Source organism: Nonomuraea sp. NPDC049607 (assembly GCF_040675375.1).
Classification (GTDB): Bacteria; Actinomycetota; Actinomycetes; order Streptosporangiales; family Streptosporangiaceae; genus Nonomuraea.
In genome coordinates, this window is the sequence record NZ_JBFAOV010000029.1 from 1 (window position 1) to 23,216 (window position 23,216).

Genomic DNA, 23,216 nt, shown 5'->3' on the forward strand with positions numbered 1-23,216 from the left:
GAAAGAACGCAGGCGAGCAGTCATCAGGTGGTCTCCTTGGTGAAGTGGGATCACGAGAGGGGGGTGTGCGCTCGCAGGAGGTGCATCAGTGAACAAAAAGGGTCGTAGCCGGGCGCGATGGCCGTCGGTCGCTACGTGGAGCGCAACGCGGGCGGACCCTGGTCAAGAGAGGGTCTCTCACCCGCCGATGGGTACAACGTTAACCCAAGAAACGGACAAACGCAAACCAAACACCCCAAAACGGGCAATGATCTACCTCTGAACCGTAAACCCCCAGCAAACAGCCTCAATCACAGCCAAAGCACACCGGGGTATGCGTATGCAAACGACAGGCAAGCCCCGCCCATTCCCCTCATGACCTGGGCATACGTCGGGAGGCAGACGTCGGGCGGCGGGTCACCGCTCGCGGTAGTCGGCCGCCACCCCCACGAGCGAGATCAGGCCGGCGGCGAACTCCATCGCCTCGGCGTGCCCCTCCTCGAACGGCGGCTGGAAGCCCACGCCCTCCCACGTCCGCGCCGCCGGGTTCCACAGGTCGGCGCCGACCTCGAAGTCCCAGCCGTAGATGCCGTGGTCGTACCAGAGCTCGTCGGCGGAGTTGCCGGCCGCCGAGTAGAGCACGTCCGTCACGGGGCCGGTCTGCTGCGGCCAGATCACCGTGCCGCGCTCGCCGGCGATGGCCTGCTCGATCGTCCGGGCCGAACGCATGAAGTACGCCTCCTCCTGGGCGCTCGGCCTGGGCAGCGCCACGCGGCCGTCCAGCTTGTACGCCCCGGGCGGCCACATGAAGTACCCGCCGTAGCTGTGCACGTTCATGGCGAACCGGATGTTGCGGTACGTGTCCGCCAGCCACATCACGTTGCGGCTCTCCGGCTCCGAATGCTCGGCCGGACCCGCGTACGTGCCGCTCTGGCAGTTGGCCGAGGCGCCGAAGTAACCGTCCGACAGGGAGCCCACGGCGTAGTTGCGGTTGACGTCCACGCCCCAGGTGTTGCGCTGCGCCGGGTCGGACTGCGCGGCCGGGCAGTGGTTGGTCATGTTCTTCCGCTGGCCGTTGAAGTCGTAGAAGCTGTAGTTCGCGCCGTCGGGGTTGACCGTGGGGACGATGAAGATGTCGGTGCGCTGCAGCAGCTTGCGGGTGGCGGGGTCGCGGGCGTAGTTGCGCAGCAGCCGTTCGGCGGCCTCGACGGTGACCAGCGGCGCCACCCATTCCCTGGCGTGCTCCTGGGCGTAGGCCAGCACGCCGGTGCGCGAGCCGTCCCGGTGGACGCCGACACGCAGGGCCAGCACCCGCATGGGCTTGCGGGAGACGTCGGCGGGCGCCTTGAGCGAGTCGGTGAGCCGGGTGGCGGGGGCCGCGGCCATGACGCCCGCGCCCGGGTCGGTGCGGTACGTCGCGGCCTTCACGCCGGTGCCCGCCGTGGCGTTGACCGCGGCGACGACCTGGGCGGCGGTGCTGACCGGCGTCCCTGAGCCGTCGGTGGCCAGGCTCACCGTGACCTGCTTGCCGTTCACGCTCACCTGCAGCGGCCGGTCCGGCGCGCCGGGGGCGGCCAGCTCGACGGACAGGTCGTTGCCGCCCTCGGAGCCGTAGGCGTCGGAGGTGACCACGACGGCGGCGCCGGGCGGCGTGCCGATCAGGGCCTGGGCGCGGCGGCGGTAGCCGTTGGTGAGGTTCGGCAGCGGGATGACGTCGGTGAGCGACGGGTAGCGCCGGTGCAGCGCCTGGATCCGCTCGTTGAGCTGGGCGGGCGGCATGTACTGGGTGACGAAGTCCTTCTGGTAGCCCGGCGCCCGGTGGTCGGGGCGTTCGCCGTCGGGCCACTCCCGTACGCGGGCCTCGGCCTTGCCGCCGGTCGCCGAGGTGACCGTGACGCGCTGCGGCTCGACCGTCACCGGGGCCGGCGTGCTGAACTGGTGGCCCATGTAGACGCCGGCGTCCACGAACGGGACCATCGCTACCTGCCCGGTGGCGCCGCGGCGGCCCGTCCAGGTGACGGTGAGCGCGGCCGGCTCGCCCGCGCTGCTGCTCGCCTCGACCGACAGGAAGTACCCGTCGCGGGACTTGTACCAGACGGCCCGTTCGATGACGATCTGGTCCTGCGCGGCGGTGGCCGGAGCCTGCCGGGCCGCGGGCGGCGTGCCGGACGCCAGGCCCACGCCGAACGACCTCAGCTCGGCGAGCTTGCTCGCCGTGAGCACGGCGTCCACCTGGACGCTGCCGTCGGCCTGCGGACGGACCCGCTCGGTCAGGTCGGCGCCGGAGGCGACCAGCCGTACCATCGCGGCCTTGTCGGGCACGGACAGCGTGACCAGAGAGGCGGGCTCGGGGTCGGCCGGCCCGGCCACCGCCGGCAGCGACGACGGCCCGGAGGCGAGGAACGTCGAGACGACGATCATCAGAATGACTGCGGACGCCCTCAAGCCACGCATTCGGCTCCTCCAGGATCACCGGTGTCCCGATCATTGAAAGCCGACTTGACCGAACCGGCAAGACCCAGTTTCACCGTCCGGCGGAGGCGGCGATCTCCCGGATCGCGGCGACGACGAGATCCGGCTGCCGGTACTGCACGTAGTGCTCGGAGGTTCCGGCCACGACCACGCGGCCGCGCCTGGACCGGGCGGCCAACCGTCGGGCCTGGTCCAGGGCCTCCGGCGGCCCGCCGGAGGGGATGACGACCACGACCGGCGGCCCGCCCCGCTCGGCCGCCGCCGCGTCGGCGACCTCCCGCGCGCTGTCGAGCGAGGCCCACGCCTCGGCCCTGGCGGCGGCCATGCTGCCCGGCCCGTAGACGACGGGGGCGGCGGCGCGGCCCGCCGGGGTGGCGTCGCCGGGCACCAGGAGATCCCCCGCCAGCCGGAGCAGGCCGATCCTGGCCAGCGCCTGGTTGGCGGTGAGCTGGGCGGCCACCAGCGGCCTGGACACCCGCATGGCCGCCGCGGCCCCCTCGTCGGTGGCGTCGATCAGCACCGCGCCCGCCGTGAGCTCCCGGTACCGGGCGGCGAACAGGCGGACGATCTCGCCGCCGTAGGAGTGCCCGGCCAGGACGTACGGACCGGGCTCGCCCGCGGCGGCGAGCAGCGCGCGCAGTTCCGCCGCCGCCCGGCCCGCGGTGCGCGGCTCTGGGCCGTCCTCGCTCCAGGCGTAACCGGCCCGGTCGTAGGAGCACACGCGCAGCCCGGTGGACAGCCGCCGCTGGACCACCTCCCAGCTCGCGCCGGACTCGACCAGGCCCGCCTCCAGCACGACCACCGGGCCGCCGGAGCCCGTGCAGCGCAGGTGGAGGCGGTGGCCGCCGACGTCCACCAGACGGCCCGGCGGCGGGTAGCGCGCGGCGTCCCCGCGGCGGGCGGCGGTCTCGTAGCCGAGGCCCGCGCAGGCGACCGCCAGCACCAGGCCGGCGAACCAGGTGAGCAGGCGGCGCGCTCTCACGATCATGTCCCCGAATCTAGGGACCGGGCCGCCGGGTTTCCTCGTCCTGGCGGGCGAACGCGGGCTGGGAGCAGGGTCCCGGGGCGCCGTCCTTCAGCGGGAGGAGGCCGCGCGGCAGGCGAGCTGGAGGGCCAGGCGCTGCCGGGGGTCGTCCAGGTCGGCCTGGAGCAGGGTCTCGATGCGGCGCACGTTCCTGCTGACGGCGTTGCGGTGCAGGTGCAGCTCCTCGGCGGCGCGGGCGGGCGAGCCGTTGTGGTCGAGGTAGGCGCGCAGGATGGCCAGGAGGTGGGCGGCCCGCTCGCCGCCGAGGTCGAGGATCGGCTGCAGCAGTTCCCTGACGGCGTGCTGGGCGGCGTCGGAGGCGTACCATTCCTCCAGCATCCGGTCGAGACCGGCCAGGTCGTAGGTGGCCAGCGGCAGGGAGCTGCGGCGCAGGGCCGTACGCGCCTCGGAGGCGGAGGTGCGCAGGCCGACCAGGCCCTGGTGGGCGGTGCTGACCCCGCAACGCAGCTCGGCGCCCGCCGGGCGGACCCGGTCCAGCAGACGGGCGGCGTCGCGCACCGCCTCCCGCAGGCCCGCCCTGCCCTGGTCGCGGCGCTGGCTGCGGACCACGATGAGCGCGTCCCCGGCGAGCGCGGCGTTCCAGGCGGCGCCGCCCAGCTCGCGGGCCGCGCGCACGGCCCGCGAGGCGACGGTCTCCAGCAGGGCGTAGCGTTCCTGGCCGCCGTCCGCCGGGTCGTCCGTGGCGGTGTCTCTCGCGCTGTCCGTCGGGGGTTCCAGGCGCAGGACGACGTGCCAGTCGTCGATCGGCAGGCCCAGGGCCCTGGCGCGGGGGGCCAGCTCCTGGGCCTGCTTCTCGGGGGCGACCAGCAGCTCGGTGAGGAGCTGGGCGCGGGACCGTCCGGGCAGCTCGTCGGACGGGCCCGCGGCGGCGGCCAGGGCGGCGAGCCTGAGGACGATGCCGGCGGCCCGCTCGAAGTGCGTGCCGGCGGGGTCGTGCGCCCCGACGGCGAAGGCGCCGCCGTCGGCCTGGACGGGAAGGCCCAGGGCGGCCCCGGCCGCCTCGGCGATGCGCTCGGGGACGCCGCCCGCCCGGGCCACGGCCTCGGCGGCGCGCGCCGTACGGACCAGCGCCTCGGCGGCGTCGCCCGCGATGGCCCGGTCGATGGCCACCACCAGCTCCGCCAGGTCGCCGTCGCCCGCCAGCAGCGCGACGCCGCCGCGTTCGGCCAGCGCGGCGGCGCTCCGGTCGACCGCGTTCCCCGTGCTCTCCGTGCTCCCCCCAACCGCCGCGGTGAGCACCAGCGCCACGGCGCCGGCCGCGGCGGCGTCGCGCAGCGCGACGTCGAGCCGGTAGCCGGCCGCCTGCCGCGAGGCCGCGCCCGTCAGGACCAGCACCGACCCCGGCGGCTGGCCCGCGATCAGGCCCAGGTCCTCGACCAGGCGCACGCCCGAGGCCGCCGCCGGCACGCCCGGCCCGGCCAGTGGGCGCAGCTCTTCCAGCAGGAACATGCCATCAGTGTGCCATCGGCACACGAAGCCCGCCAAAAAGGTGCTGCCGGAACATCCGGCTTTACCTGCGGCTTCGTAACCTCGTCAGCATGGACCTCGACACCGGGCTGTTGCCCGCCTTCGCCCGCGGCTGTGCCGTGCTCGGCTCGGGCGGCGGCGGCCCCGTGACCATCGCCCGCGCCGCGGCGCTGCAGGCGCTGGAGGACCACGGGCCGGTGCGCGTCGTCCAGCCCGCCGAGCTGGACCCCGAGCTGCTGGTCATGCCCGTGGGCACCGCGGGCTCCTCGGCCGTCATGTCCGAGCGCGTCGGCGGCACCGACGAGCCCGTCTACCTGCGCGACAAGATCGAGGAGCTGTACGGCGCGCCCGTCGGCGCGGTGCTGGCCAGCGAGATCGGCGGCGCGAACGGCTGCCTGGCGGTGGCCTGGGCGGCCCGCGTCGGGCTGCCGCTGGTGGACGCCGACGGCATGAGCCGCGCCTTCCCCCGCATGGACCAGACGGTGATGCAGCTGCGCGGCATCGCGCCCACCCCCGCCGTGCTGTGCGACGAGCGCGGCCGGACCGTCGTCGTCGACCGGGTGACCGGCGGCTGGCTGGAACGCCTGGTACGGGCGTCGCTGGAGGCGTTCGGCGGCCAGGTCGCGACCAGCGAGTACATCATGCGCGGCGGCCAGGTGGCCGCCTCCACCGCGCTCGGCTCGGTCACCCGGGCCGTGCGCCTGGGGACGCGGCTGCCCGACCCGCTGGTCACCGGCAAGGTCGCGGAGACGGCCGGGTCGATCCTCGTCGAAGGGCTCGGGCCCGACCAGGGGCGGCTGGTCCGCATCCAGGCGGGCAGCGAGTTCCTGGCCGTCATCGAGGACGGCCGCCCGCTGGCCGTGGTGCCTGACGTGATCGCGATGCTGGACACCCGCACGGGCGAGGTCGTCCAGGCCGAGCAGGTCCGGTACGGGCTGCGGGTCAGCGTGGTGCGCCTGCCCTGCGACCCGGTCTGGCACACCCCCGAGGGGCTGCGGCTGGCGGGGCCCGCCGCGTTCGGGCTCACCGGCCTGGCCCCCCCTCCCCCACCGGCCGCCTCCCCCTCTCCCGCGACGCCGGAAACCCCGGCGGGCACGGCCTTCAGCCCCTCCCCCACCGAACGGGAGGCGGGGACGTGAGGGCCGGGGTGGACGTCGGGCCGACCAACACCGACGCGGCCGTCGTCGCCGACGACGGCGCCGTGCGCGCCACCGTCAAGATCGCGTCGATCCCCGGCGACCCGGTGGCCAGCGTGCGCGCCGCGCTGCGACGCCTGCCCCTGGACGGCGGGCCGACCCAGGTCGCCGTCGGCCTGCGCGGCGCCGCCACCGCTGTGACCAGGCGGTCCGGGCTGCGCAGGGTCGCCGTGCTGCGCATCGCCGGCGTCTCGGCGACCGCGGTGCGCCCGCTGTCCGGCTGGCCGCCCGACCTGCGCGCCGCGGTGAACGCGGGCACCGCCGTCGTGGACGGCGGCGGCGGCCTCGACCTTGAGGACCGCACGCCACTCGACCGGGACGCCGTGGCCCGCTTCGCCGCGGGCGTGGCGGGCATCGCGCAGGCCGTCGCCGTCGCGGGCCTGTTCTCGCCCCTGGACGGCGAGCAGGAGCGCGAGGCCGCCGAGATCGTCCGGTCGGAGCTGGGCGGCGGCGTGCCGATCGCGCTGTCGGCCGACCTGGGCTCGCTCGGCCTGCTGGAACGCGAGAACGCGACCGTGCTGGACGCCGCCCTGTCGGGGTTCGCGGGCGCGGTCTCCGGCGGGCTGGCCGCCGCGCTGGCGGGCCTGTGCCCGGGGGCGGCGGCGTTCGTGACCCGCGGCGACGGCACGCTGATGAGCCTGGAGCACCTGGCCCGCCATCCCGCGCTCAGCCTCGGCAGCGGCCCGGCGAGCGTGCTGCGCGGCGCCGGCGCGCTGACCGGACTAGGTGACGCGGTGGTCGCCGACGTGGGCGCCGCCCGCGTCCGCGTCGGCGTGCTGGCCGGCGGCTATCCCGAGGAGGCCGTGGGCGGCGCGGACATCGGCGGCGTGCCCGTCGGGCTGCGCATCCCCGGGCTGATCAGGGTGCCGCGGCCGGTCGACCCGCAGGAGCTGGCCGAGGCCGTGGACCGGCTGCAACCGGGCGCCGGGCTGCTGCCGCTCGTGGTCGTGGGCGGCGGGGAGCAGGCCGTGCCCGAAGGGCTGCATCCCGCGCACGGGCCGGCCGCGGGCGCCATCGGCGCGGCGGTCAGCCCGGTCGGCGGCCAGTACGAGCGGATCGTCCGCCTGCCCGACCGCTCGGCGCTGTCCGCGGCGCTCGAACCCGTGGCCGAGGAGGCCAGGGCGGCGGCCGTCCGCGCCGGGGCCGATCCGCGGCGGGTGCGGCTCATCGGCGTGGAGGAGATCCCGCTCGCCTACCTGCCCGGCCCGTTCGTCCGGCTGCGCGCCCGCGCCGCCGGGCCGCCCTCGCTCCTGTGACCACCCGCCCGCTGTGACCACCCGCCCGCCCTGAGACCACCTGCTGTGACCGCCCGCTCGTGAGCCCCCGCCACGACCCCCCGACGCGAAGGAAGACCGCCATGACCGACTCCGACTACCCCCTGGAGCGGGTGCCGCAATCGGCCCGCTACTCCTGGTTCAACGTGGCCGTGCAACGCTTCGGCCAGCTCTCCGACCTGACGCAGTTCCTGCTGGGCGCCACGCTCGGCGCCGGGCTGTCGTTCTGGGGCGCGTTCTGGGCGTTCACGCTCGGCTCGGTGATCCTGGAGGTGGTGTGCATCTTCGTCGGCATCGCCGGGATGCGCGAGGGCCTGTCCACCTCCATGCTCGCCCGCTGGACCGGCTTCGGCCGGTACGGCTCCACGATCATCGGGGTGATCATCGCCCTGAGCCTGTTCGGCTGGTTCGGCGTGCAGACCGCGGTCTTCGCCTCGGGCCTGCACTCGATCATGTCCTGGCTGCCGCTCTGGGTGTGGGCCATGATCGCGGGCATCGGCGTGACGCTGCTGGTCATCCGGGGGTTCAAGGCGATGGGGATGACGGCGTTCATCACCGTGCCGGCGTTCCTCGGCCTGGCCGGCTGGGCGATGTGGGTGGAAATTTCGCGACATGACCTGGGGTCGCTGGTGGCGTCGCCGCCGTTCGGCGAGCCGATCAGCATCGCGACCGGCGCCACCATCGTGGCCGGCTCCTACATCATCGGCGCGGTCACCACGCCCGACATGACCAGGTTCAACCGCAACACCGGCGACGTCGTCAAGCAGACCCTCGTCGGCATCTCCCTCGGCGAGTACGTGCTCGGCCTGGCCGGCGTGCTCCTGGCCTACGCGGTCAAGTCCTCGGACGTGATCGCGATCATCACGGCGTCCTCCGGCGTGATCGGCGTCATCGTCCTCATCTCGGCCACCGTGAAGATCAACAACTGGAACCTGTACTCCGCCGCGCTCGGCCTGCTCAACGCCGTGGAGTCCACGATCGGGGTGCGGCTGAACCGGGTCGCCGTCACCGTCGGCATCGGCGTGCTGGGCAGCGTGCTGGCCGCCGCCGGGATCCTGGAGCGCTTCACCGACTTCCTGCTGATCCTCGGCGTCATCACGCCGCCCGTGGCCGGGATCATGGTCGCCGAGTACTTCGTGGTGCGGCGCTGGCGTCCGGTGCTGGACGCCTCGCGCGCCACGGGCACGCTGCCCGAGACCGAGCCGACCTGGGTGCCCGCCACGCTGGTCATCTGGGGCGCCTCCGCGCTCGTCGGCTGGCTCAGCGACCACTACCAGTGGATCGGCATCCCGGCCCTGAACTCCCTGATCCTCGCGGGCCTGGGCTACGTCGTCGCGGGCCGGCTCGGCCTGGTCCGCGGCACCCGCGAGGTCCCCGTCGAGCGGCCCGCGCTCACCGTCTGAGCCTCACCGTCCGAACGCTCACTGTCTGAGCCTCACCGTCTGAGCCTCACCGTCTGAGAAGAGAGAGTCCTCCCTGATGCGTATCGGCATCGACGTGGGCGGCACCAACACCGACGCCGCCCTCATCGGCGACGACGGCCAGGTGCTGGCCACCGTCAAGTCCCCCACCACCGCGGACGTCACGGGCGGCGTCGCCGCGGCCCTGGCCGGCCTGGGCGCCACCCGGGTGTCCGCGGTGATGATCGGCACCACCCACTTCGTCAACGCCCTGGTGGAGGCCGCCCGGCTGGAGCCGGTCGCGGCCGTCCGGCTGGGCCTGCCCGCCACCGCCGCGCTGCCGCCGATGGTGGACTGGCCCGAACGCCTGCGCCAGGCGGCCGAGGGCGCGGTCTACCTGTGCCACGGCGGCTGCGAGTACGACGGCGCCCCCATCTCCGCCCCCGACCCGGACGAGCTGCGCGGCGTCGCCGCCGACATCAGGCGGCGCGGCCTGCGCACGGTCGCGATCTCCTCGGTCTTCTCCCCGGTGAGCGACGCCCACGAGCGGCAGGCCGCGGAGATCCTGGCCGCCGAGCTGGGCCCGGAGGTGCACCTGTCGCTGTCCTGCGAGATCGGCCGGGTCGGCCTGCTGGCCAGGGAGAACGCCACGATCGTGAACGCGGCCCTGCGCCCGCTGGCCGACCGCACCGTGGCCGCCTTCGGCGAGGCGCTGCGGGTGGCCGGGATCGACGCGCCGCTGTTCCTGTCCCAGAACGACGGCACGCTCATGGACGTGGACCAGGCCCGCCGCTACCCGGTGGCCACGTTCGCGTCGGGGCCGACGAACTCGATGCGCGGCGCCGCGTACCTGTCGGGGCTGACCGACTGCGCGGTGGTGGACATCGGCGGCACCACCTCCGACGTGGGCATCCTGGTCGGCGGCTTCCCGCGCGAGGCCGCCGGGGAGGCGCTGGTCGCCGAGGTGCGCACCAACTTCCGCATCCCCGACGTGCTGTCGATCGGCATCGGCGGCGGCTCGCTGGTCGCCGAGGACGGCACCACCGGCCCGCGCAGCGTCGGCTACCGGCTGACCGAGGAGGCGCTGGTGTTCGGCGGCGGCACGCTGACCGCCACCGACCTGGCCGTGGCCGCCGGGCTGGCCGACATCGGCGACCGCGCCAAGGTCGCGCACGTGGACCCGCAGCGCCCGCTCAAGCTCATCGCCGAGCGCGTCTCGGAGGCGGTGGACCGCATGCGCACCTCGTCCGCGCCGCTGCCCGTCGTGCTGGTCGGCGGCGGCAGCGTGCTCATCCAGGACCTGCCGGGCTTCGACGACGTGCGCCGCCCGGCGCACTTCGAGGTGGCCAACGCGGTCGGCGCGGCCATCGCCCAGGTCGGCGGCGAGGTGGACCGGGTCTTCTCCGGCCCGCGCGAGCGCATCCTGGAGGAGGCCAAGAGCGAGGCGATCATCCGCGCCGAGCGCGGCGGCGCCCGCGCGGGCAGCGTGCGGATCGTGGACGTGGAGGAGCTGCCGCTCGCCTACCTGCCCGGCGACGCCACCCGGATCAGGGTGAAGGCCGTCGGCGACCTGGACCTGGAGAAGATCGATGCGTGAGATCGGAATCGACCGGCTGGACGACATGGCCCGCGGGGCCGGCATCCTCGGCACCGGCGGCGGCGGCGACCCGTACGTGGGCAAGCTGCTGGCCCGCGAGGCCATCCGCAGGCACGGTCCAGTGCCGCTGGTGGCCATCGACGAGGTGCCCGCGGACGCCACCGTCGTGGCGGTCTCGGGCATGGGCGCGCCGACCGTGCTGCTGGAGAAGCTGCCGGCGGGCACCGAGGAGCTGACCGCGCTGCGCGCCCTGGAGGCGGTGCTCGGGCGTCCGGCCACGCACATCGTGCCCATCGAGGTCGGCGGCGTGAACTCGATGATCCCGATCGCCGCCGCCGCGCAGGCGGGCCTGCCGATCGTGGACGGCGACGCCATGGGCCGCGCCTTCCCCGAGGCGCAGATGGTGCTGCCGACGCTGATCGGCGTGCCGAACACGCCGATGGCCCTGGCCGACGACAAGGGCAACACGCTGGTGCTGGAGACGGTCTCCAACGTGTGGGCCGAGCGCCTGGCGCGGGCGGCGTGCGTGCAGATGGGCTGCCAGGTCTCCTGCGCCGACACCGTCATGCGCGGCGACCAGCTGCGCGACGGTCTCGTGCCGGCCACGCTGACGCTGGCCGAGGACCTGGGCCGGGCCGTGCGGCTGGCCCGCGCGGGCCACGCCGACCCGGTGGCGGCGGCCCTGGACGTGCTGGGCGGCCTGAAACTGTTCACCGGCAAGGTCGTGGACGTGGAGCGCCGCACGACCGGCGGCTTCGCCCGCGGCCAGGCCCGCCTGGAGGGCACCGGCACGCTGGAGCTCAGCTTCCAGAACGAGCACCTGCTGGCCCGCCGGGACGGCGAGATCGTGGCCACCACGCCCGACCTGATCTGCGTGCTGGACACCGACTCGGGCGAGCCGGTCACCACCGAGGCCATGCGCTACGGCCTGCGCGTCACGGTCATCGCCGTGCCCTGCGACCCGCGCTGGACGTCGCCGGGCGGGCTGGAGCTGGCCGGGCCGCGGTACTTCGGCTACGACTGCGACTACCGGCCGCTCGCGACGACCCCGGCGTAGACCCAGCGCCCGTCGAGCCGGACGAACCTGCTGTGCTCGTCGAGCACGCCCGGCACCCGCCGGTTGACGAAGTGGGCGCGGAAGCGCACGGTGCCCTCGGTGTGGACGGGGCTGCCGCCGGTGCTCTCCAGCACCTCCAGCTCCACCCAGGCGACCTTCCTGTCGAGGTCGAGGCGGGCCGGGCGGTCGGCGGGGTGCCAGGTGGCCATGAGGTAGGACTCGTCCCCCACGGCGAACGCGCTGAACCTGGACCGCATGAGCGACTCCGCGGTGGGGGCCGACCCCTCACCGCGGTGGTATCTCCCGCAGCAGTCCGCGTAGGACGCGGGCAGACCGCAGGGGCATGGACGAGGAGGCATGCCCCCCATTGTGCCGCCCCCGCACCGCCCCTGCGCCGTTCCGCACCACCCCCGCGCCGGCCCCGCGCCGGCCCTGCGCCGGCCCCTCCCGTGCCGCCCTGCGGTCCGCCGGGTGCGGGTGTGGGGTCAGAGCCGGGCGGTCAGCTCGGTCAGGGTCGCGCCGAGCGGGGCGTCGAGCAGGAGGGTGGCGTCGGCGTCGGCGCCGGTGGGGCCCTGGTTGACGATGGCGACGGGCAGCCCGAGCTCGGCGGCCCTGGTGACGAAGCGCAGCCCCGACCTGATCGCCAGCGACGACCCCAGCACGAGCAGCGAGCGCGCCCCGTCCACGAGCGCGAAGCACTCCGCCACACGATCCCTCGGCACGTTCTCCCCGAAGAAGATCACGTCGGGCTTGAGCAGCCCGCCGCAGGAGCCGCAGTCGACCACCCGGAACCCGGCGACCTGCGCGTCGGTGAGGGCCGCGTCGCCGTCGGGGTTGGCGTGGCCCTCGGCGGCCCAGCGCGGGTTGGCCGCGCTGAGCCGGCGCTCCAGCTCGGCGCGCGGGGTGCGCTCCCGGCACGACAGGCAGACGACGCGGTCGAGGCCGCCGTGCAGCTCGATCACCCGGCCGGCGCCGGCGGCCTGGTGGAGGCCGTCGACGTTCTGCGTGACGATGCCGGCCAGCAGGCCGCGCCGCTCCAGCTCGGCCACCGCGCGATGGCCGGCGTTGGGCGCGGCCCGGCCGATCTGCCGCCAGCCGACGTGACTGCGCGCCCAGTAGCGGCGGCGCGCCTCCGCGCTGCCGGTGAAGCGCTGGTACGTCATCGGCTCGGCGCGCCGGGACCGCCCGGTCGGCCCCCGGTAGTCGGGGATGCCCGACTCGGTGGACAGCCCGGCGCCACTGAGCACCACGACGCCGCCGCCGGAGACCAGCTCGGTCAGCGACGCGATCGCCGGTGACGTCACGGGCGCCGTCACGGGTGCTGTCGCAGTTTCTTGCACACCATCCATGATGCCCGGTCAGAGATAGTTGCTGAGCTCGACCAGGTTCCCGTCGGGGTCGCGCAGGTAGACGCTCCGGATGGGACCGAGCGCGCCCGTGCGCTCCACCGGGCCCTCCTCGATGCCGACGCCGTGGGCGGCCAGCTCGCCCATGACCGTCTCGATGGGGTCGGCGGTGATCAGGCACAGGTCGGCGCTCCCCGGCGCGGGCCGGGCGGCCTTCGGCTCGAACTCGTGGCCGGCCTCGTGCAGGTTGATCTTGCTCTGCCCGAAGGCCAACGCCCGCCGCCCTTCTCCGAACGTCACCGCCTCCATCCCCAGCACCGTGGTGTAGAAGCGCACCGCGGCCTCGACGTCGGCGACGGTCAGCACCAGGTGGTCCACGCGGTCGATCCTCATGTGGTCCCTCGTTCCTCGATCGTTTCCCCGTTCCATAGTCTGCGCATCTCGGGGCAGGTGCGCAGCAGCTCCGGCAGCGTCCCGTGACCGGCGACGCGGCCCCGGTCGAGGACGACCACCTGCTCGGCGCGTTCGAGCGCGGCCCGGCGGGTGGAGACCACGAGCAGGGTGGCGGGGCCGTGCCGGGCGACGCGCTCCCACAGCAGGTTCTCGGTCCCGACATCCAGGGCGGACGACACGTCGTCCACGACGAGCAGCTCGGGGGCGCGGACCAGGGCGCGGGCGGAGGTGGCCCGCTGTGCCTGGCCGCCGGACAGGCGCACGCCCCGGGGGCCGACGACGGTCTCCAGGCCGTCCGGCATGGCGGCCAGGTCCTCCTCGAAGGCGGCCAGCTCCAGCGCCCGGCCCAGGTCATCGTCGCCCGCCGGCAGGCCGAGGAGCAGGTTCTCGCGCAGGGTCTCCGAGAACAGGCGCGGGATCTGGCTCGCGTACGCCGCCCGTCCCGGCACCAGGAACGAGCCGGGGTCGGGCACCCGGCGGCCGTTCCAGGTGATCGTCCCGGCGTCGAGCGGCAGCAGGCCGAGCAGGGCGCGCACGAGTGTGGTCTTGCCCGCGCCGACGGCCCCGGTGACGACGGTGAACGTGCCGCGCGGCAGCGTCAGGTCCACGCCGTGCACGCCGCGCCCGCCGGGGTGCCGCACGGTCAGCCCCCGCGCCTCCAGCACCTCCAGCACCTCGCCGACCGGGGGCGTCTCCGCAGGAGGGGGCGGTGGGGTGTGGCGGAGGTGGAGGGTGCGGTCGCGGGTCAGGTCGGCGGCGTCCTGGTGCGGGGCGAGCAGCGCCGTCAGCCGCTCGGCCGAGACCTCCGCCCTGGGCAGGCGGTACAGGACGGAGCCGATCGTGCGCGGCAGCGCCGTCAGCCAGCCGACGTAGCTGGTGAACAGCGCCAGGTCGCCCACGGTGAACTCGCCCCGCCGCATCGCCCCGGCGGCCAGCAGCAGCACGACGCCGACGCCCAGCTCGACCGTGGTGCCCGTGGCGGCCTCCATCAGGTCGGTGGCCAGGCGGCTGCGTACGGCGGCGTCGCGGCGGCGGGCGTTGAGCGTACGCAGCCGGTCCAGCGCCGCCCGCTCGGCCCCGGCCGTCTTGATCGCGAGCACGCCGCCGAACAGCTCGCCGACGAAGGCCGTCACGCCCGCGCCCAGCTCCCTGGCCCGCTGGTGCCGCCGCCCGACCACCCGTCCCATGAGCCTGCTCAGCAGGCCGATGGCGAGCATCGGCACGACCAGCGTCACGGTGACAAGGGGGTCGATCGAGACCATGACGGCCAGCGCCGCCCCGCCGAACAGCACGCCTCCGGCCAGGGGGACCGACTCGTCGGCGAGCTCCACCAGCTCGGCCACGTCGTCGCGCAGCCGGGCCAGCGACTCGCCCGGGGAGCTCGGCAGGCGGGCGGCGACCGGGCCGCGCGCCGTCAGCACCGAGCCCAGCACGTTGGCGCGCAGCAGGGTGGCCGCCGCGTCCCACCAGTAGGAGCCGTAGGCCCAGGCGAACGTCAGGACGACGCCGCGCAGCAACTCGACGCCCGCGAACGCCGCGCACAGCCACAACGACTGGCGCAACGTCGCCGGGCTGTGCCCGCTGACCTGGTCGAAGAGCTGCCGCAGCACCAGCCCGCCGCCGAGCGGGAGCACGTGGACCGGCAGCCACAGCAGGATCTGGAGCACGTACAGGCGCGGGTCGAAGCCGATCAGGCGGCCCGTCACGCCCAGGGCCCGGCGCGGGCTCATCGGCTCACCCCCGCGGCGTCCAGGAGCCTGCCGAACCTGCTGTGCGGGTCGGCGGCCAGGTCGGCGCGGCGGCCGTACTCGACGAGCTTGCCGCCGTCCAGCACGGCGACCTTGTCCACGTGCGCCAGGGAGGAGAGCCGGTGGGCGATGAGCACGCCGGTCCTCCCGTCCAGCAGCCGCCGTACGCCGTCCTCGACGTGCCGTTCGGTGGCCAGGTCGAGCCTGCTGGACGCCTCGTCGAGAATGACCAGGCCGGGGTCGGCCAGGAACGCCCGCGCGAAGGCGAGCAGCTGCGCCTCGCCGGCGGACAGGCCGCCGGGTTCGCCGTCGAGCCCGCCGGGCAGGGCCGACAGCCAGCCGCCCAGCCCCACCCCGGCCAGCACGTCCCGCAGGCGGTCGTCGTCGTCACCGGAGAGCGCGCCGAACAGGGTGAGGTTGTCGCGGACGCTGCCGGCGAACAGCCGGACGTCCTGGGTGACCACGCCGACCCGGCGGCGCAGCGACTCCGGGTCGGCCTCGCGCAGGTCCAGACCGCCGAGCGCGACCGTGCCGCCGGTCGGGTCGTACAGGCGCAGCAGCAGCTTGGCGAGGGTGGTCTTGCCGCTGCCGGTGCGTCCCACCAGGCCCAGGCGTTCGCCGGGGGCCAGGGTGAGGGTGATGCCCGACAGCGTGGTCTCGCCGTCGTCGGGATAGGCGAAGCTCACGTCGTCCAGCCGCAGGGCGAGGGCGCCGGAGGCGGGCAGCGTCCGGGGCGCGGCGGGTGCGGGCAGCGCGGGCCGCTCGGCCAGCAGGGCGCCGATGCGGGCGAACCCGGCCAGCGCCCCCTGGAACTGCCTGAGCTGGTCGATGAGCCGCTCGAACGGCGTGCGGATCATCATCGTGTACTGGAAGAGCAGCACGGCGGCCCCGACCGTGAGCGCGCCCGCGTCCAGCAGCCAGGCGGCCAGGGCGAGCATCAGCGCGGTCCCTGCCGCGAACGCCACGTTCGTGGCCGCGAGCAGGCCGCCCGCGATGCGGGAGCCGTGCCACTCGGCGCGGAACCACGCTCCGGCCACCTGGTGGAAGCGGCCGAGCGCGTGCCGGCCTGCGCCGTTGGCCCGCAGGTCCTCGGCCCCGGCCAGCCGCTCTTCGAGGTGGCCGTAGAGCGCGGCGCTCGCCTCCCGCGACCGGGTCGCCGACGGCACGGCGAGCCGCTGCGCGACGGCCATCCCGAGCCCGGCCGCCAGGCAGTACGCCAGCAGCGCCGCGCCCAGCCGCCAGTCGACGGTGAACACGACGGCGAGCACACCGGCCAGCAGCAGCAGCCCGGCCACGACGTCGAGCACGAAGGCGACGACGAAGTCGGCCACGGCCGCCACGTCGCCGTCCACGCGTTCGATCAGCTCGCCGGGCGAGTGGCGGGCGTGGAAGGCCAGGTCGAGGCCGAGCGCATGCCCGGCCAGGTGTTCGCGCAGGCGGTTGGTACCGTCCCAGGCCAGGCGGCCGGCGAGCCACGCGGTGGCCATGCGGACGGCCTGACCGGCGGCGGCCAGGGCGAGGTAGCCGAGCGCGATCAGGATCAGGTGGCGCAGCCCGGCGCCGCCGGCGGCGTCGTCGACGAAGCGGCGGGTGATCTGGGGCGCGGCCAGCGGCAACGCCGTGGCCGCGGTGGTGGCGGCGGCCAGCGCGAGCGCGGCGCGCGGGCCGGGGAGCAGGTGGCGCAGCGCCTGCCGGGCGGGTCTATCTACATGCGGAAACGTCTCGGTACGCGGAGATGTCAAGAAGCGTCATGCCCTCTGAATAGGTGGGATTCCTGTGCTGAAAGGTCATGAACGCTGTTCTCATCGTGCCGCTCCTCCGGCCGGTTACTGGTGCCGCCGGGAAGTACAACAGCCGCCCGCGCCGCGCCGCAACGGGTTTTCGGCCGTCTACGGGATCTATACGCCGCCTATACAGCCGCTGATCACGCTGAGCACCGAACAGCCTTACACCCCCCGCGGAGGTTGGACGGTGTTGAAGAAACGCAGGCGGCTGACTCCCTTACCGCCGATCCTCGTCCTGTTGCTGACGTCCACGGCCCTCGCGCCGCTCCCCGCGCGGGCCGCCCCGCCCGCGCCCGCCAAGGCCGCGGCGACCGCGGTCTGCCCGGACGAGATGCCCACCGAGATCTCCGCCCGGCTGGCCGCCACGGTCTGCGGCAAGCGGATCAAGGCGGTCTCGCTGACCACCGAGACCGACGAGTTCTTCGTCAACCCGGCCGGCACGGTCACCCAGGAGCACCGCTACCGCCCGGTCCGGGTCAGGCGGGGCGAGGCGTGGGTGCCCGCCGACCCGACGCTCGCCCTGGACCAGGACGGCACGGTGGCGCCGAAGGCCGCCGCGGTCTCCTACCGCTTCTCCGGCGGCGGCGACGGCCCGCTGGTGACCGCCACCGAGCGGGGCACCCGGCTCAGCCTCGGCGCGCCGCTCGGCGCCCTGCCCAAGCCGGTGCTGGACGGCGCCACCGCCACCTACCCCGAGGTGCTGCCGGGCGTGGACCTGGTGCTGACCGCGGACGTGGACGGCTTCGCCGAGAAGCTCGTCGTCAAGACCCGGCAGGCGGCGGCGAACCCGGCGCTGAAGGAGCTGACGTTCGCCACGTCGGTGAAGAAGGGCGAGGCCAGGACCGACAAGCACGGCAACGTCTCGATCCTCGACGCCGAGGGCGAGCCGGTGTTCGGCTCGGCGGCCCCGGAGATGTGGGACGCCGCCACCGAGTCGGCCATGACCCGCAACCCCGCCACCCCGGCGCTGGCCGCCCAGCCGGGCCGGCGGGCCAGGATGGGCGTGCGGCTGTCGGGCCGCGAGCTGCGCGTCACCCCCGACGCCGCCCTGCTGGCCGACCCCGCCACGGTCTTCCCGGTGACGATCGACCCGAGCTTCACCTCGGCCAAGTCCGGCTGGACGTACGTGGACTCGGCCTATCCCACCAGCGCGTACTGGAACTCGACGAACGACGCGACGGCCGGCACCAGCAACGGCGGCGGCTACAAGCGGCGCTCGTTCTTCAACATGGGCCTGTCGGGCCTGGCCGGCAAGCACATCACGGCGGCCACCTTCAACATCAAGGAGACGTGGGCCTGGTCCTGCTCGGCGCGGAACGTCGAGCTGCACAGGACCGCCGCCGTCGGCTCGGGCACCACGTGGAACAACCAGCCCGCCTCGAACCTGAACGTCGGCGCCAGGAACGTCGCCTACGGCTGGTCGTCGGCCGGTCAGGGCGGCGCGTCGACCTGCCCGGCGGCCTGGGTCGGCTGGGACGTCACCAGCGCCGTGCAGAGCGTGGTGAGCGCGAACGGCACGTCGGTCACCTTCATGGTCAAGGCCGGGAGCGAGACCGACAACTACTACTGGAAGCGCTTCGCCAACAACCCGAACATCGCCATCACCTACAACTCGCTGCCGGGCACGCCGTCGGCCCTGGCCGTCGCGCCCTGCTCGGTGTGCGCCAGCCCGGCCATGGTGGGCGCGGCGCAGCCGACGTTGTCGGCCAAGGTGAGCGACGCCGACGGGCAGGCGCAGCGGGCCGACTTCGAGGTCTGGACGGCCGACCACGCGACCAAGGTGACCGGCGGCTCGGCCGCGAACGTCGCGAACGGCGCCACCGCGTCCTGGAAGGTCGGCACGGCCCTGGCGAGCACGTCCTACGCCTGGCGGGTGCGCTCCCATGACGGCACCGACTACGGCCCCTGGTCGGCCTGGTTCGCGTTCACGGTGGACGCCGCCCCGCCGCCCGCCCCCGAGGTGTCCTCCGGCGACTACCCCGAGGACGCGTGGGCCAAGGGCGCCGGTCAGCCCGGCCAGTTCACCATCACACCGGCCTCGGCCGACGTGTCCTCGGTGTCGTGGTCCTTCGACGGCGGCACCCAGCAGTCGGCGGCGAGCAGCGGCTCCCCGCACACCGTGAGCTGGACGCCGCCCGCCGACGGCCCGCACACCCTCAAGGCGTGGGTCAAGGACAAGGCGGGCAACCTGTCGGAGGCGACGACGTACGCGTTCAACGCGGGCGGCTCGGCGGTCACCTCGCCCAAGGACGGGCAGTCCACCGCCCGCCGGACGGTCCTGGCGGCGACGGGCAGCGCGGGGCTGAGCGCGGTCACCTTCTCCTACCGGCGCGGCGAGGCCGACTCCTGGCACCAGGTGCCGGCGGCCGACGTGCGCAGGAAGTCCGACGGGTCGGCGGTCGCCTGGCCGGTGGCGATGAGCGCGGGCGCCTCGCCCGAGCTGGTCTGGGACACCACGCACACGCTGACCGAGGACGGCTCGATCGAGATCAGGGCCGAGTTCACCACCTCCTCGGGCACGGCCGCCTCCCAGCCGGTGGACCTGGTCGTGGACCGGGACGGCGAGGGCGCCTCCACCCAGCCGGTCGGCCCGGGCTCGGTCAACACGCTCACCGGCGACTTCAGGATGGCCGCGACCGACGCCAATGTGTACGGCATCGGCCTGATGCGCTCGTTCTCCTCGCGTGACCCGCGCAAGGGCTCGGCGCTGCCGGGCGTGGCGGCCGTCTTCGGCACCGAGTGGACGCCGACCGGGCTCGCCCAGTCGGGCCAGGGCACGTTCGCCCAGCTCCGGGCCACCTCCTCCACCTCGGTGGAGCTGAGCGGCGAGGGCTCGGCGCTGGCCTTCACCAAGAACGCCGACGGCTCGTACGAGCCGCAGCAGGACGCGGCGAGCCTGAAGCTGACCTTCGACGCCGCGGCCGACCGCTACACCCTGTCGGACACGAACTCGGCCGAGCGCACGGTGTTCGCCAAGGTGGACGCCGCGGCGCCGATCTATCTGGTGCGGGCGGTCTACCCGGCCAGCGGCAAGGGCAGCACGGCGTTCGTGTGGCAGTCGGTGACCGGCTCCGACGGCAAGGCGCTGGCCCGGCCGGTCAAGATCATCGCGCCGTCGTACACGCAGGCCGACTGCGACGTGGACACGCTGGCGAGCCTGCCCCAGGGCTGCCGGCTGATCAAGCTGGACTACGCCACGACCACGACCGCGGGCGCGCAGCTCGGCGACGTGGCCGGGCAGGTCAAGGCGATCAGCCTGTGGGAGGGCGGCGCGAGCGCGCCGATGGGCCTGTCGGAGTACCGCTACGACGACCTGGGCCGCCTGCGCGAGCAGTGGAACCCGGCCACCCCCGAGATCAGGACGCGCTACGACTACGACCTCGGCGGCCGGGTGAACCGCTACACCCCGCCGGGCGAGCTGCCGTGGACGTTCACCTACGGCAAGGCGGGCAACGCCGACACCGCCGCGGACGGCATGCTGCTGGCCGTCTCCCGGCCGACGCTGCGGCCCGGCACGCCGAGCGAGACGAACGGCACCGCGGTCACGTCGGTGGTCTACGACGTGCCGATCAGCGGGGCCGGGGCGCCGTACGGGCTGGGCGAGACGGCCACGGCCGCCTGGGGGCAGAGCGACTCCCCGGTGGACGCGACCGCGATCTTCCCGGCCGACCAGGTGCCGGCCAACCACACCGGGCGGGGCGGGCTGGCCGCCTCCGACTACGGCCGCGCCACGATCACCTACCTGAACGCCTCCGGCCAGACGGTCAACCGGGTGGAGCCCGGCGGCGCGGTCTCGACCAGCCAGTACGACGCGCAGGGCAACACGGTGCTGTCGCTGTCGGCGGGCAACAGGGCGCTCGCCCTCGGGCAGTCGCCGAACGCCGGGACCGAGCTGACCCGGCTCGGGCTGCTCAACGCCTCGACCGCCGACCGGGCGCGGCTGCTGGCCGAGGAGTCCGCCTACAGCTCCGACGGGCAGCGGATGGTCTCCGAGCTGGGCCCGCTGCACCTGGTCACGCTGAACGGCACGCAGGCCGCGGCCAGGAAGCACACGGTCAACACCTTCGACGAGGGCCGGCCGGCCGACGCCAAGGTGTCGAACCTGGCCACGACGGTCGCGGTGGGCGCGTACGTGCCCGGCGCGGCCTCCGACGCCGACGTGCGAACGAACCGGACGTACTACGACTGGAACACCGGTAAGAGCGTCAAGACCGTGGAGGACCCCGGCGGTCTGGCGATCACCAAGACGACCGTGTACGACTCCGACGGCCGGGTGGCCGCCACCACGATGCCGAAGTCGTCCGGCGACGACGCGGGCACCACGACCAGCGAGTACTACACCGCCGACGGCACCGGCGCGTGCGGCGGCAGGGCCGAGTGGGCCGGGCAGCTGTGCCGGACGAAGTCGAAGACGGGCGTCGGCGACAACGGCACCCGTCCGGCCGAGCTGGTCACCAAGGTGTACGCCTACGAGCCCGGCGGCCGCGTGTCGTCGGTGACCGAGACGGCGAACGGGGTGACCAGGACCACGACGACCACGTACAACCCGGCGGGCGACATCGTCAAGACCGTCGTGAGCGGCGGGGCCGGCACGGCGGTGCCGGAGGTGAGCACCACCTACGACGCGGCCGGACGGGCCGTCAGGACCACGGCCTCCAACGGGACCGTGATCACCCGCGAGTACGACGCGCTGGGCCGCCAGACGGCCTACACCGACGCCGACGGCGGCGTGACCAGGGTCGAGTACGACGCCCTCGACCGCATCACCAAGAAGACCGACGGCGCCCCCTCGACGGTCACCTACGCCTACGACGACGTGCGCGGCGCGCTGGCCACCATGACCGACTCGGTGGCCGGGACGTTCACCGCCACGTACACCGTCGACGGCTCGATCAGCCACGAGAACCTGCCGGGAGGCATCTCCTACGACCTCACCCGCGACCCGTCGGGCGCGCCCTCCACCCGCGTCTACCAGACGGCGGCCGGGGTGCGGCTGCTGGACGACTCGGTGACCTGGACGATCCACGGTCAGCAGGTCACGCACAACGGGCTGTCCGCGCAGAAGATCGGCTACGACAAGCTGGGCAGGATCGCCTCGGTGGACGACACCGTCAGCGGCACCTGCTCGCGCCGGGCCTACGGCTACGACGCCAACTCCAACAGGACCGGGCTGACCACGAGCGCCTGCGACGGCTCGGGGGCGGTCACCGAGAACCACGCCTACGACGGCGGCGACCGGCTGGCCGACGCCGGTTACGAGTACGACGCCTACGGCCGCACGACGGCCACGCCGGCCGGGCTGAAGGCGGAGTACTACACCACCGACCTGGTCAGGCAGATGACGTCCGGCTCGGTGCGGCAGTCGTACACGCTGGACCCGGAGCTGCGCCGCAACACCACCACGCTGGAGCAGCTGTCCGGCGGCACGTGGAGCCCGGCCGGCAAGCGGGTCGAGCACTTCGACGCCGACGACGACACGCCCGCCTGGGTCGTGGAGGGCGGCGCCGTCACCAGGAACGTGCACTCCATCTCCGGCGGCCTGGCCGCGGTCACCTCGGCGACCGGGGACGTGCGGCTGCAACTGACGAACCTGCACGACGACATCAACGTGGTCTACGCCGGCGGCGTGCCGCTGGCGCTGGACTTCGACGAGTTCGGCAACCCGCGCGCCGGCCAGCCGGCGATGCGGTACGGCTGGCACGGTGCGGCCGAGCGGGCCGCCGACACCCCCGACGGCACGATCCTCATGGGCGTCCGGCTCTACCAGCCCAAGCTGGGACGGTTCCTGCAGACCGACCCGGTGGAGGGCGGCAGCGCCAACGCCTACGACTACGCCAACCAGTCGCCGACCTCCAACGCCGACCTGGACGGCAAGAAGTGGTACTGGTGCACCAACTTCTGGCACTTCGCCTTCAACCACTGCGGCGTCAGCTACGCCTACTACCACGGGAGCTGGCGTTACGTGCAGTGGAAGAAGACGCCGGCCGGCTGGTGGGTGCGCGGCGTGTACTACGACTACTGCACCAAGTCCCCCGACAAGCCGCTCGGCTACGACTTCCGCCAGGCGTGCATGATGCACGACTACGGGTACGCCCTGCGCAACATGGGGTACGTCCATAGCAAGTACCAGGTGGACTACATCTTCTATTACGTCCTTTACTGGGGCGTCTGCTCCCACTACTTCTTCAAGGGGACATGTCGCAGCATCGCGTACGCGTACTTCCTTTCGGTGGTCGCCTTCGGCCACCCGTGACCTAGGATGAGCCACCGGCGGGAGCTACCACGAAAGGCTCCCGCCGGTGCCCTTTTCTCCCGGTCGGCACAGGGTTGACGGGAGTCGGACGTTGATGCACATTGAAGCAGCTTTGATCTTCCTTGTGCACCAACGTCCTTGCCGG

The 23,216-nt window shown here is 74.1% G+C and carries 14 protein-coding genes; 6 read left to right on the top strand and 8 right to left on the bottom strand.

The window, feature by feature from the left end; all coding sequences use genetic code 11:
- Positions 1-396: 396 nt before the first annotated feature.
- From AB0J97_RS38295 to AB0J97_RS38305, 3 genes are all read right to left on the bottom strand, one after another.
- Positions 397-2,400: a M14 family zinc carboxypeptidase gene (locus AB0J97_RS38295; RefSeq protein WP_364098312.1), complete on the bottom strand. Its 2,004-nt coding sequence runs from the start codon at positions 2,398-2,400 to the stop codon at positions 397-399.
- 103 nt (positions 2,401-2,503) lie between these two features.
- On the bottom strand, positions 2,504-3,439 hold the full coding sequence (locus AB0J97_RS38300; protein WP_364098315.1) for an alpha/beta hydrolase: 936 nt from the start codon (positions 3,437-3,439) through the stop codon (positions 2,504-2,506).
- Between the two features lie 87 nt (positions 3,440-3,526).
- Positions 3,527-4,945, bottom strand: coding sequence for a helix-turn-helix domain-containing protein (locus tag AB0J97_RS38305; RefSeq protein WP_364098318.1), 1,419 nt, complete (start codon positions 4,943-4,945; stop codon positions 3,527-3,529).
- Positions 4,946-5,034: 89 nt separating this feature from the next.
- Between AB0J97_RS38305 and AB0J97_RS38310 the strand changes: the two genes are divergently transcribed.
- The 5 genes from AB0J97_RS38310 to AB0J97_RS38330 all read left to right on the top strand — a co-directional run bounded on the left by AB0J97_RS38310 (position 5,035) and on the right by AB0J97_RS38330 (position 11,487).
- Positions 5,035-6,102, top strand: a complete 1,068-nt coding sequence (locus AB0J97_RS38310; protein WP_364098321.1) for a DUF917 domain-containing protein — start codon at positions 5,035-5,037, stop codon at positions 6,100-6,102.
- Positions 6,099-7,415, top strand: coding sequence for a hydantoinase/oxoprolinase N-terminal domain-containing protein (locus AB0J97_RS38315; protein ID WP_364098324.1), 1,317 nt, complete (start codon positions 6,099-6,101; stop codon positions 7,413-7,415). The genes AB0J97_RS38310 and AB0J97_RS38315 overlap by 4 nt, the downstream gene beginning before the upstream one ends.
- Before the next feature lie 101 nt (positions 7,416-7,516).
- A complete protein-coding gene (locus AB0J97_RS38320; RefSeq protein WP_357705804.1) occupies positions 7,517-8,836 on the top strand; it encodes a cytosine permease in 1,320 nt (439 codons plus the stop codon).
- Between the two features lie 76 nt (positions 8,837-8,912).
- Positions 8,913-10,430: a hydantoinase/oxoprolinase family protein gene (locus AB0J97_RS38325; protein ID WP_364098327.1), complete on the top strand. Its 1,518-nt coding sequence runs from the start codon at positions 8,913-8,915 to the stop codon at positions 10,428-10,430.
- Complete coding sequence (locus AB0J97_RS38330; protein ID WP_352329660.1) at positions 10,423-11,487, top strand: DUF917 domain-containing protein; 1,065 nt, start codon at positions 10,423-10,425, stop codon at positions 11,485-11,487. Before AB0J97_RS38325 ends, AB0J97_RS38330 begins: the two co-directional genes overlap by 8 nt.
- Here the strand turns inward: AB0J97_RS38330 and AB0J97_RS38335 are convergent.
- From AB0J97_RS38335 to AB0J97_RS38355, 5 genes are all read right to left on the bottom strand, one after another.
- Positions 11,457-11,744: a YchJ family metal-binding protein gene (locus tag AB0J97_RS38335; protein ID WP_357705802.1), complete on the bottom strand. Its 288-nt coding sequence runs from the start codon at positions 11,742-11,744 to the stop codon at positions 11,457-11,459. The genes AB0J97_RS38330 and AB0J97_RS38335 overlap by 31 nt on opposite strands.
- 228 nt (positions 11,745-11,972) lie before the next feature.
- Positions 11,973-12,803: an NAD-dependent protein deacetylase gene (locus AB0J97_RS38340; RefSeq protein ID WP_364098331.1), complete on the bottom strand. Its 831-nt coding sequence runs from the start codon at positions 12,801-12,803 to the stop codon at positions 11,973-11,975.
- Between the two features lie 42 nt (positions 12,804-12,845).
- Positions 12,846-13,226 carry a VOC family protein gene (locus AB0J97_RS38345; RefSeq protein ID WP_364098334.1) on the bottom strand — a complete coding sequence of 127 codons (381 nt, stop codon included), beginning with the start codon at positions 13,224-13,226 and terminating at the stop codon, positions 12,846-12,848.
- On the bottom strand, positions 13,223-15,016 hold the full coding sequence (locus AB0J97_RS38350; protein WP_364098337.1) for an ABC transporter ATP-binding protein: 1,794 nt from the start codon (positions 15,014-15,016) through the stop codon (positions 13,223-13,225). The genes AB0J97_RS38345 and AB0J97_RS38350 overlap by 4 nt, the downstream gene beginning before the upstream one ends.
- Positions 15,013-16,776 (bottom strand): ABC transporter ATP-binding protein, encoded by a 1,764-nt coding sequence (locus AB0J97_RS38355; RefSeq protein WP_364098340.1) that lies wholly within the window; start codon positions 16,774-16,776, stop codon positions 15,013-15,015. Before AB0J97_RS38355 ends, AB0J97_RS38350 begins: the two co-directional genes overlap by 4 nt.
- A 280-nt stretch (positions 16,777-17,056) precedes the next feature.
- Here AB0J97_RS38355 and AB0J97_RS38360 point away from each other — a divergent pair, with 280 nt between their 5' ends.
- On the top strand, positions 17,057-23,071 hold the full coding sequence (locus AB0J97_RS38360) for a phospholipase A2 (RefSeq protein ID WP_364098343.1): 6,015 nt from the start codon (positions 17,057-17,059) through the stop codon (positions 23,069-23,071).
- Positions 23,072-23,216 lie beyond the last annotated feature (145 nt).

Bases quoted from the DNA above. Each gene is read 5' to 3' on its own strand.
- AB0J97_RS38345 (WP_364098334.1), bottom strand. From the start codon at position 13,226: ATGAGGATCGACCGCGTGGACCACCTGGTGCTGACCGTCGCCGACGTC.
- AB0J97_RS38320 (WP_357705804.1), top strand. From the start codon at position 7,517: ATGACCGACTCCGACTACCCCCTGGAGCGGGTGCCGCAATCGGCCCGC.
- AB0J97_RS38325 (WP_364098327.1), top strand. From the start codon at position 8,913: ATGCGTATCGGCATCGACGTGGGCGGCACCAACACCGACGCCGCCCTC.
- AB0J97_RS38300 (WP_364098315.1), bottom strand. From the start codon at position 3,439: ATGATCGTGAGAGCGCGCCGCCTGCTCACCTGGTTCGCCGGCCTGGTG.
- AB0J97_RS38295 (WP_364098312.1), bottom strand. From the start codon at position 2,400: ATGATCGTCGTCTCGACGTTCCTCGCCTCCGGGCCGTCGTCGCTGCCG.
- AB0J97_RS38330 (WP_352329660.1), top strand. From the start codon at position 10,423: ATGCGTGAGATCGGAATCGACCGGCTGGACGACATGGCCCGCGGGGCC.
- AB0J97_RS38350 (WP_364098337.1), bottom strand. From the start codon at position 15,016: ATGAGCCCGCGCCGGGCCCTGGGCGTGACGGGCCGCCTGATCGGCTTC.
- AB0J97_RS38310 (WP_364098321.1), top strand. From the start codon at position 5,035: ATGGACCTCGACACCGGGCTGTTGCCCGCCTTCGCCCGCGGCTGTGCC.
- AB0J97_RS38305 (WP_364098318.1), bottom strand. From the start codon at position 4,945: ATGTTCCTGCTGGAAGAGCTGCGCCCACTGGCCGGGCCGGGCGTGCCG.
- AB0J97_RS38335 (WP_357705802.1), bottom strand. From the start codon at position 11,744: ATGCGGTCCAGGTTCAGCGCGTTCGCCGTGGGGGACGAGTCCTACCTC.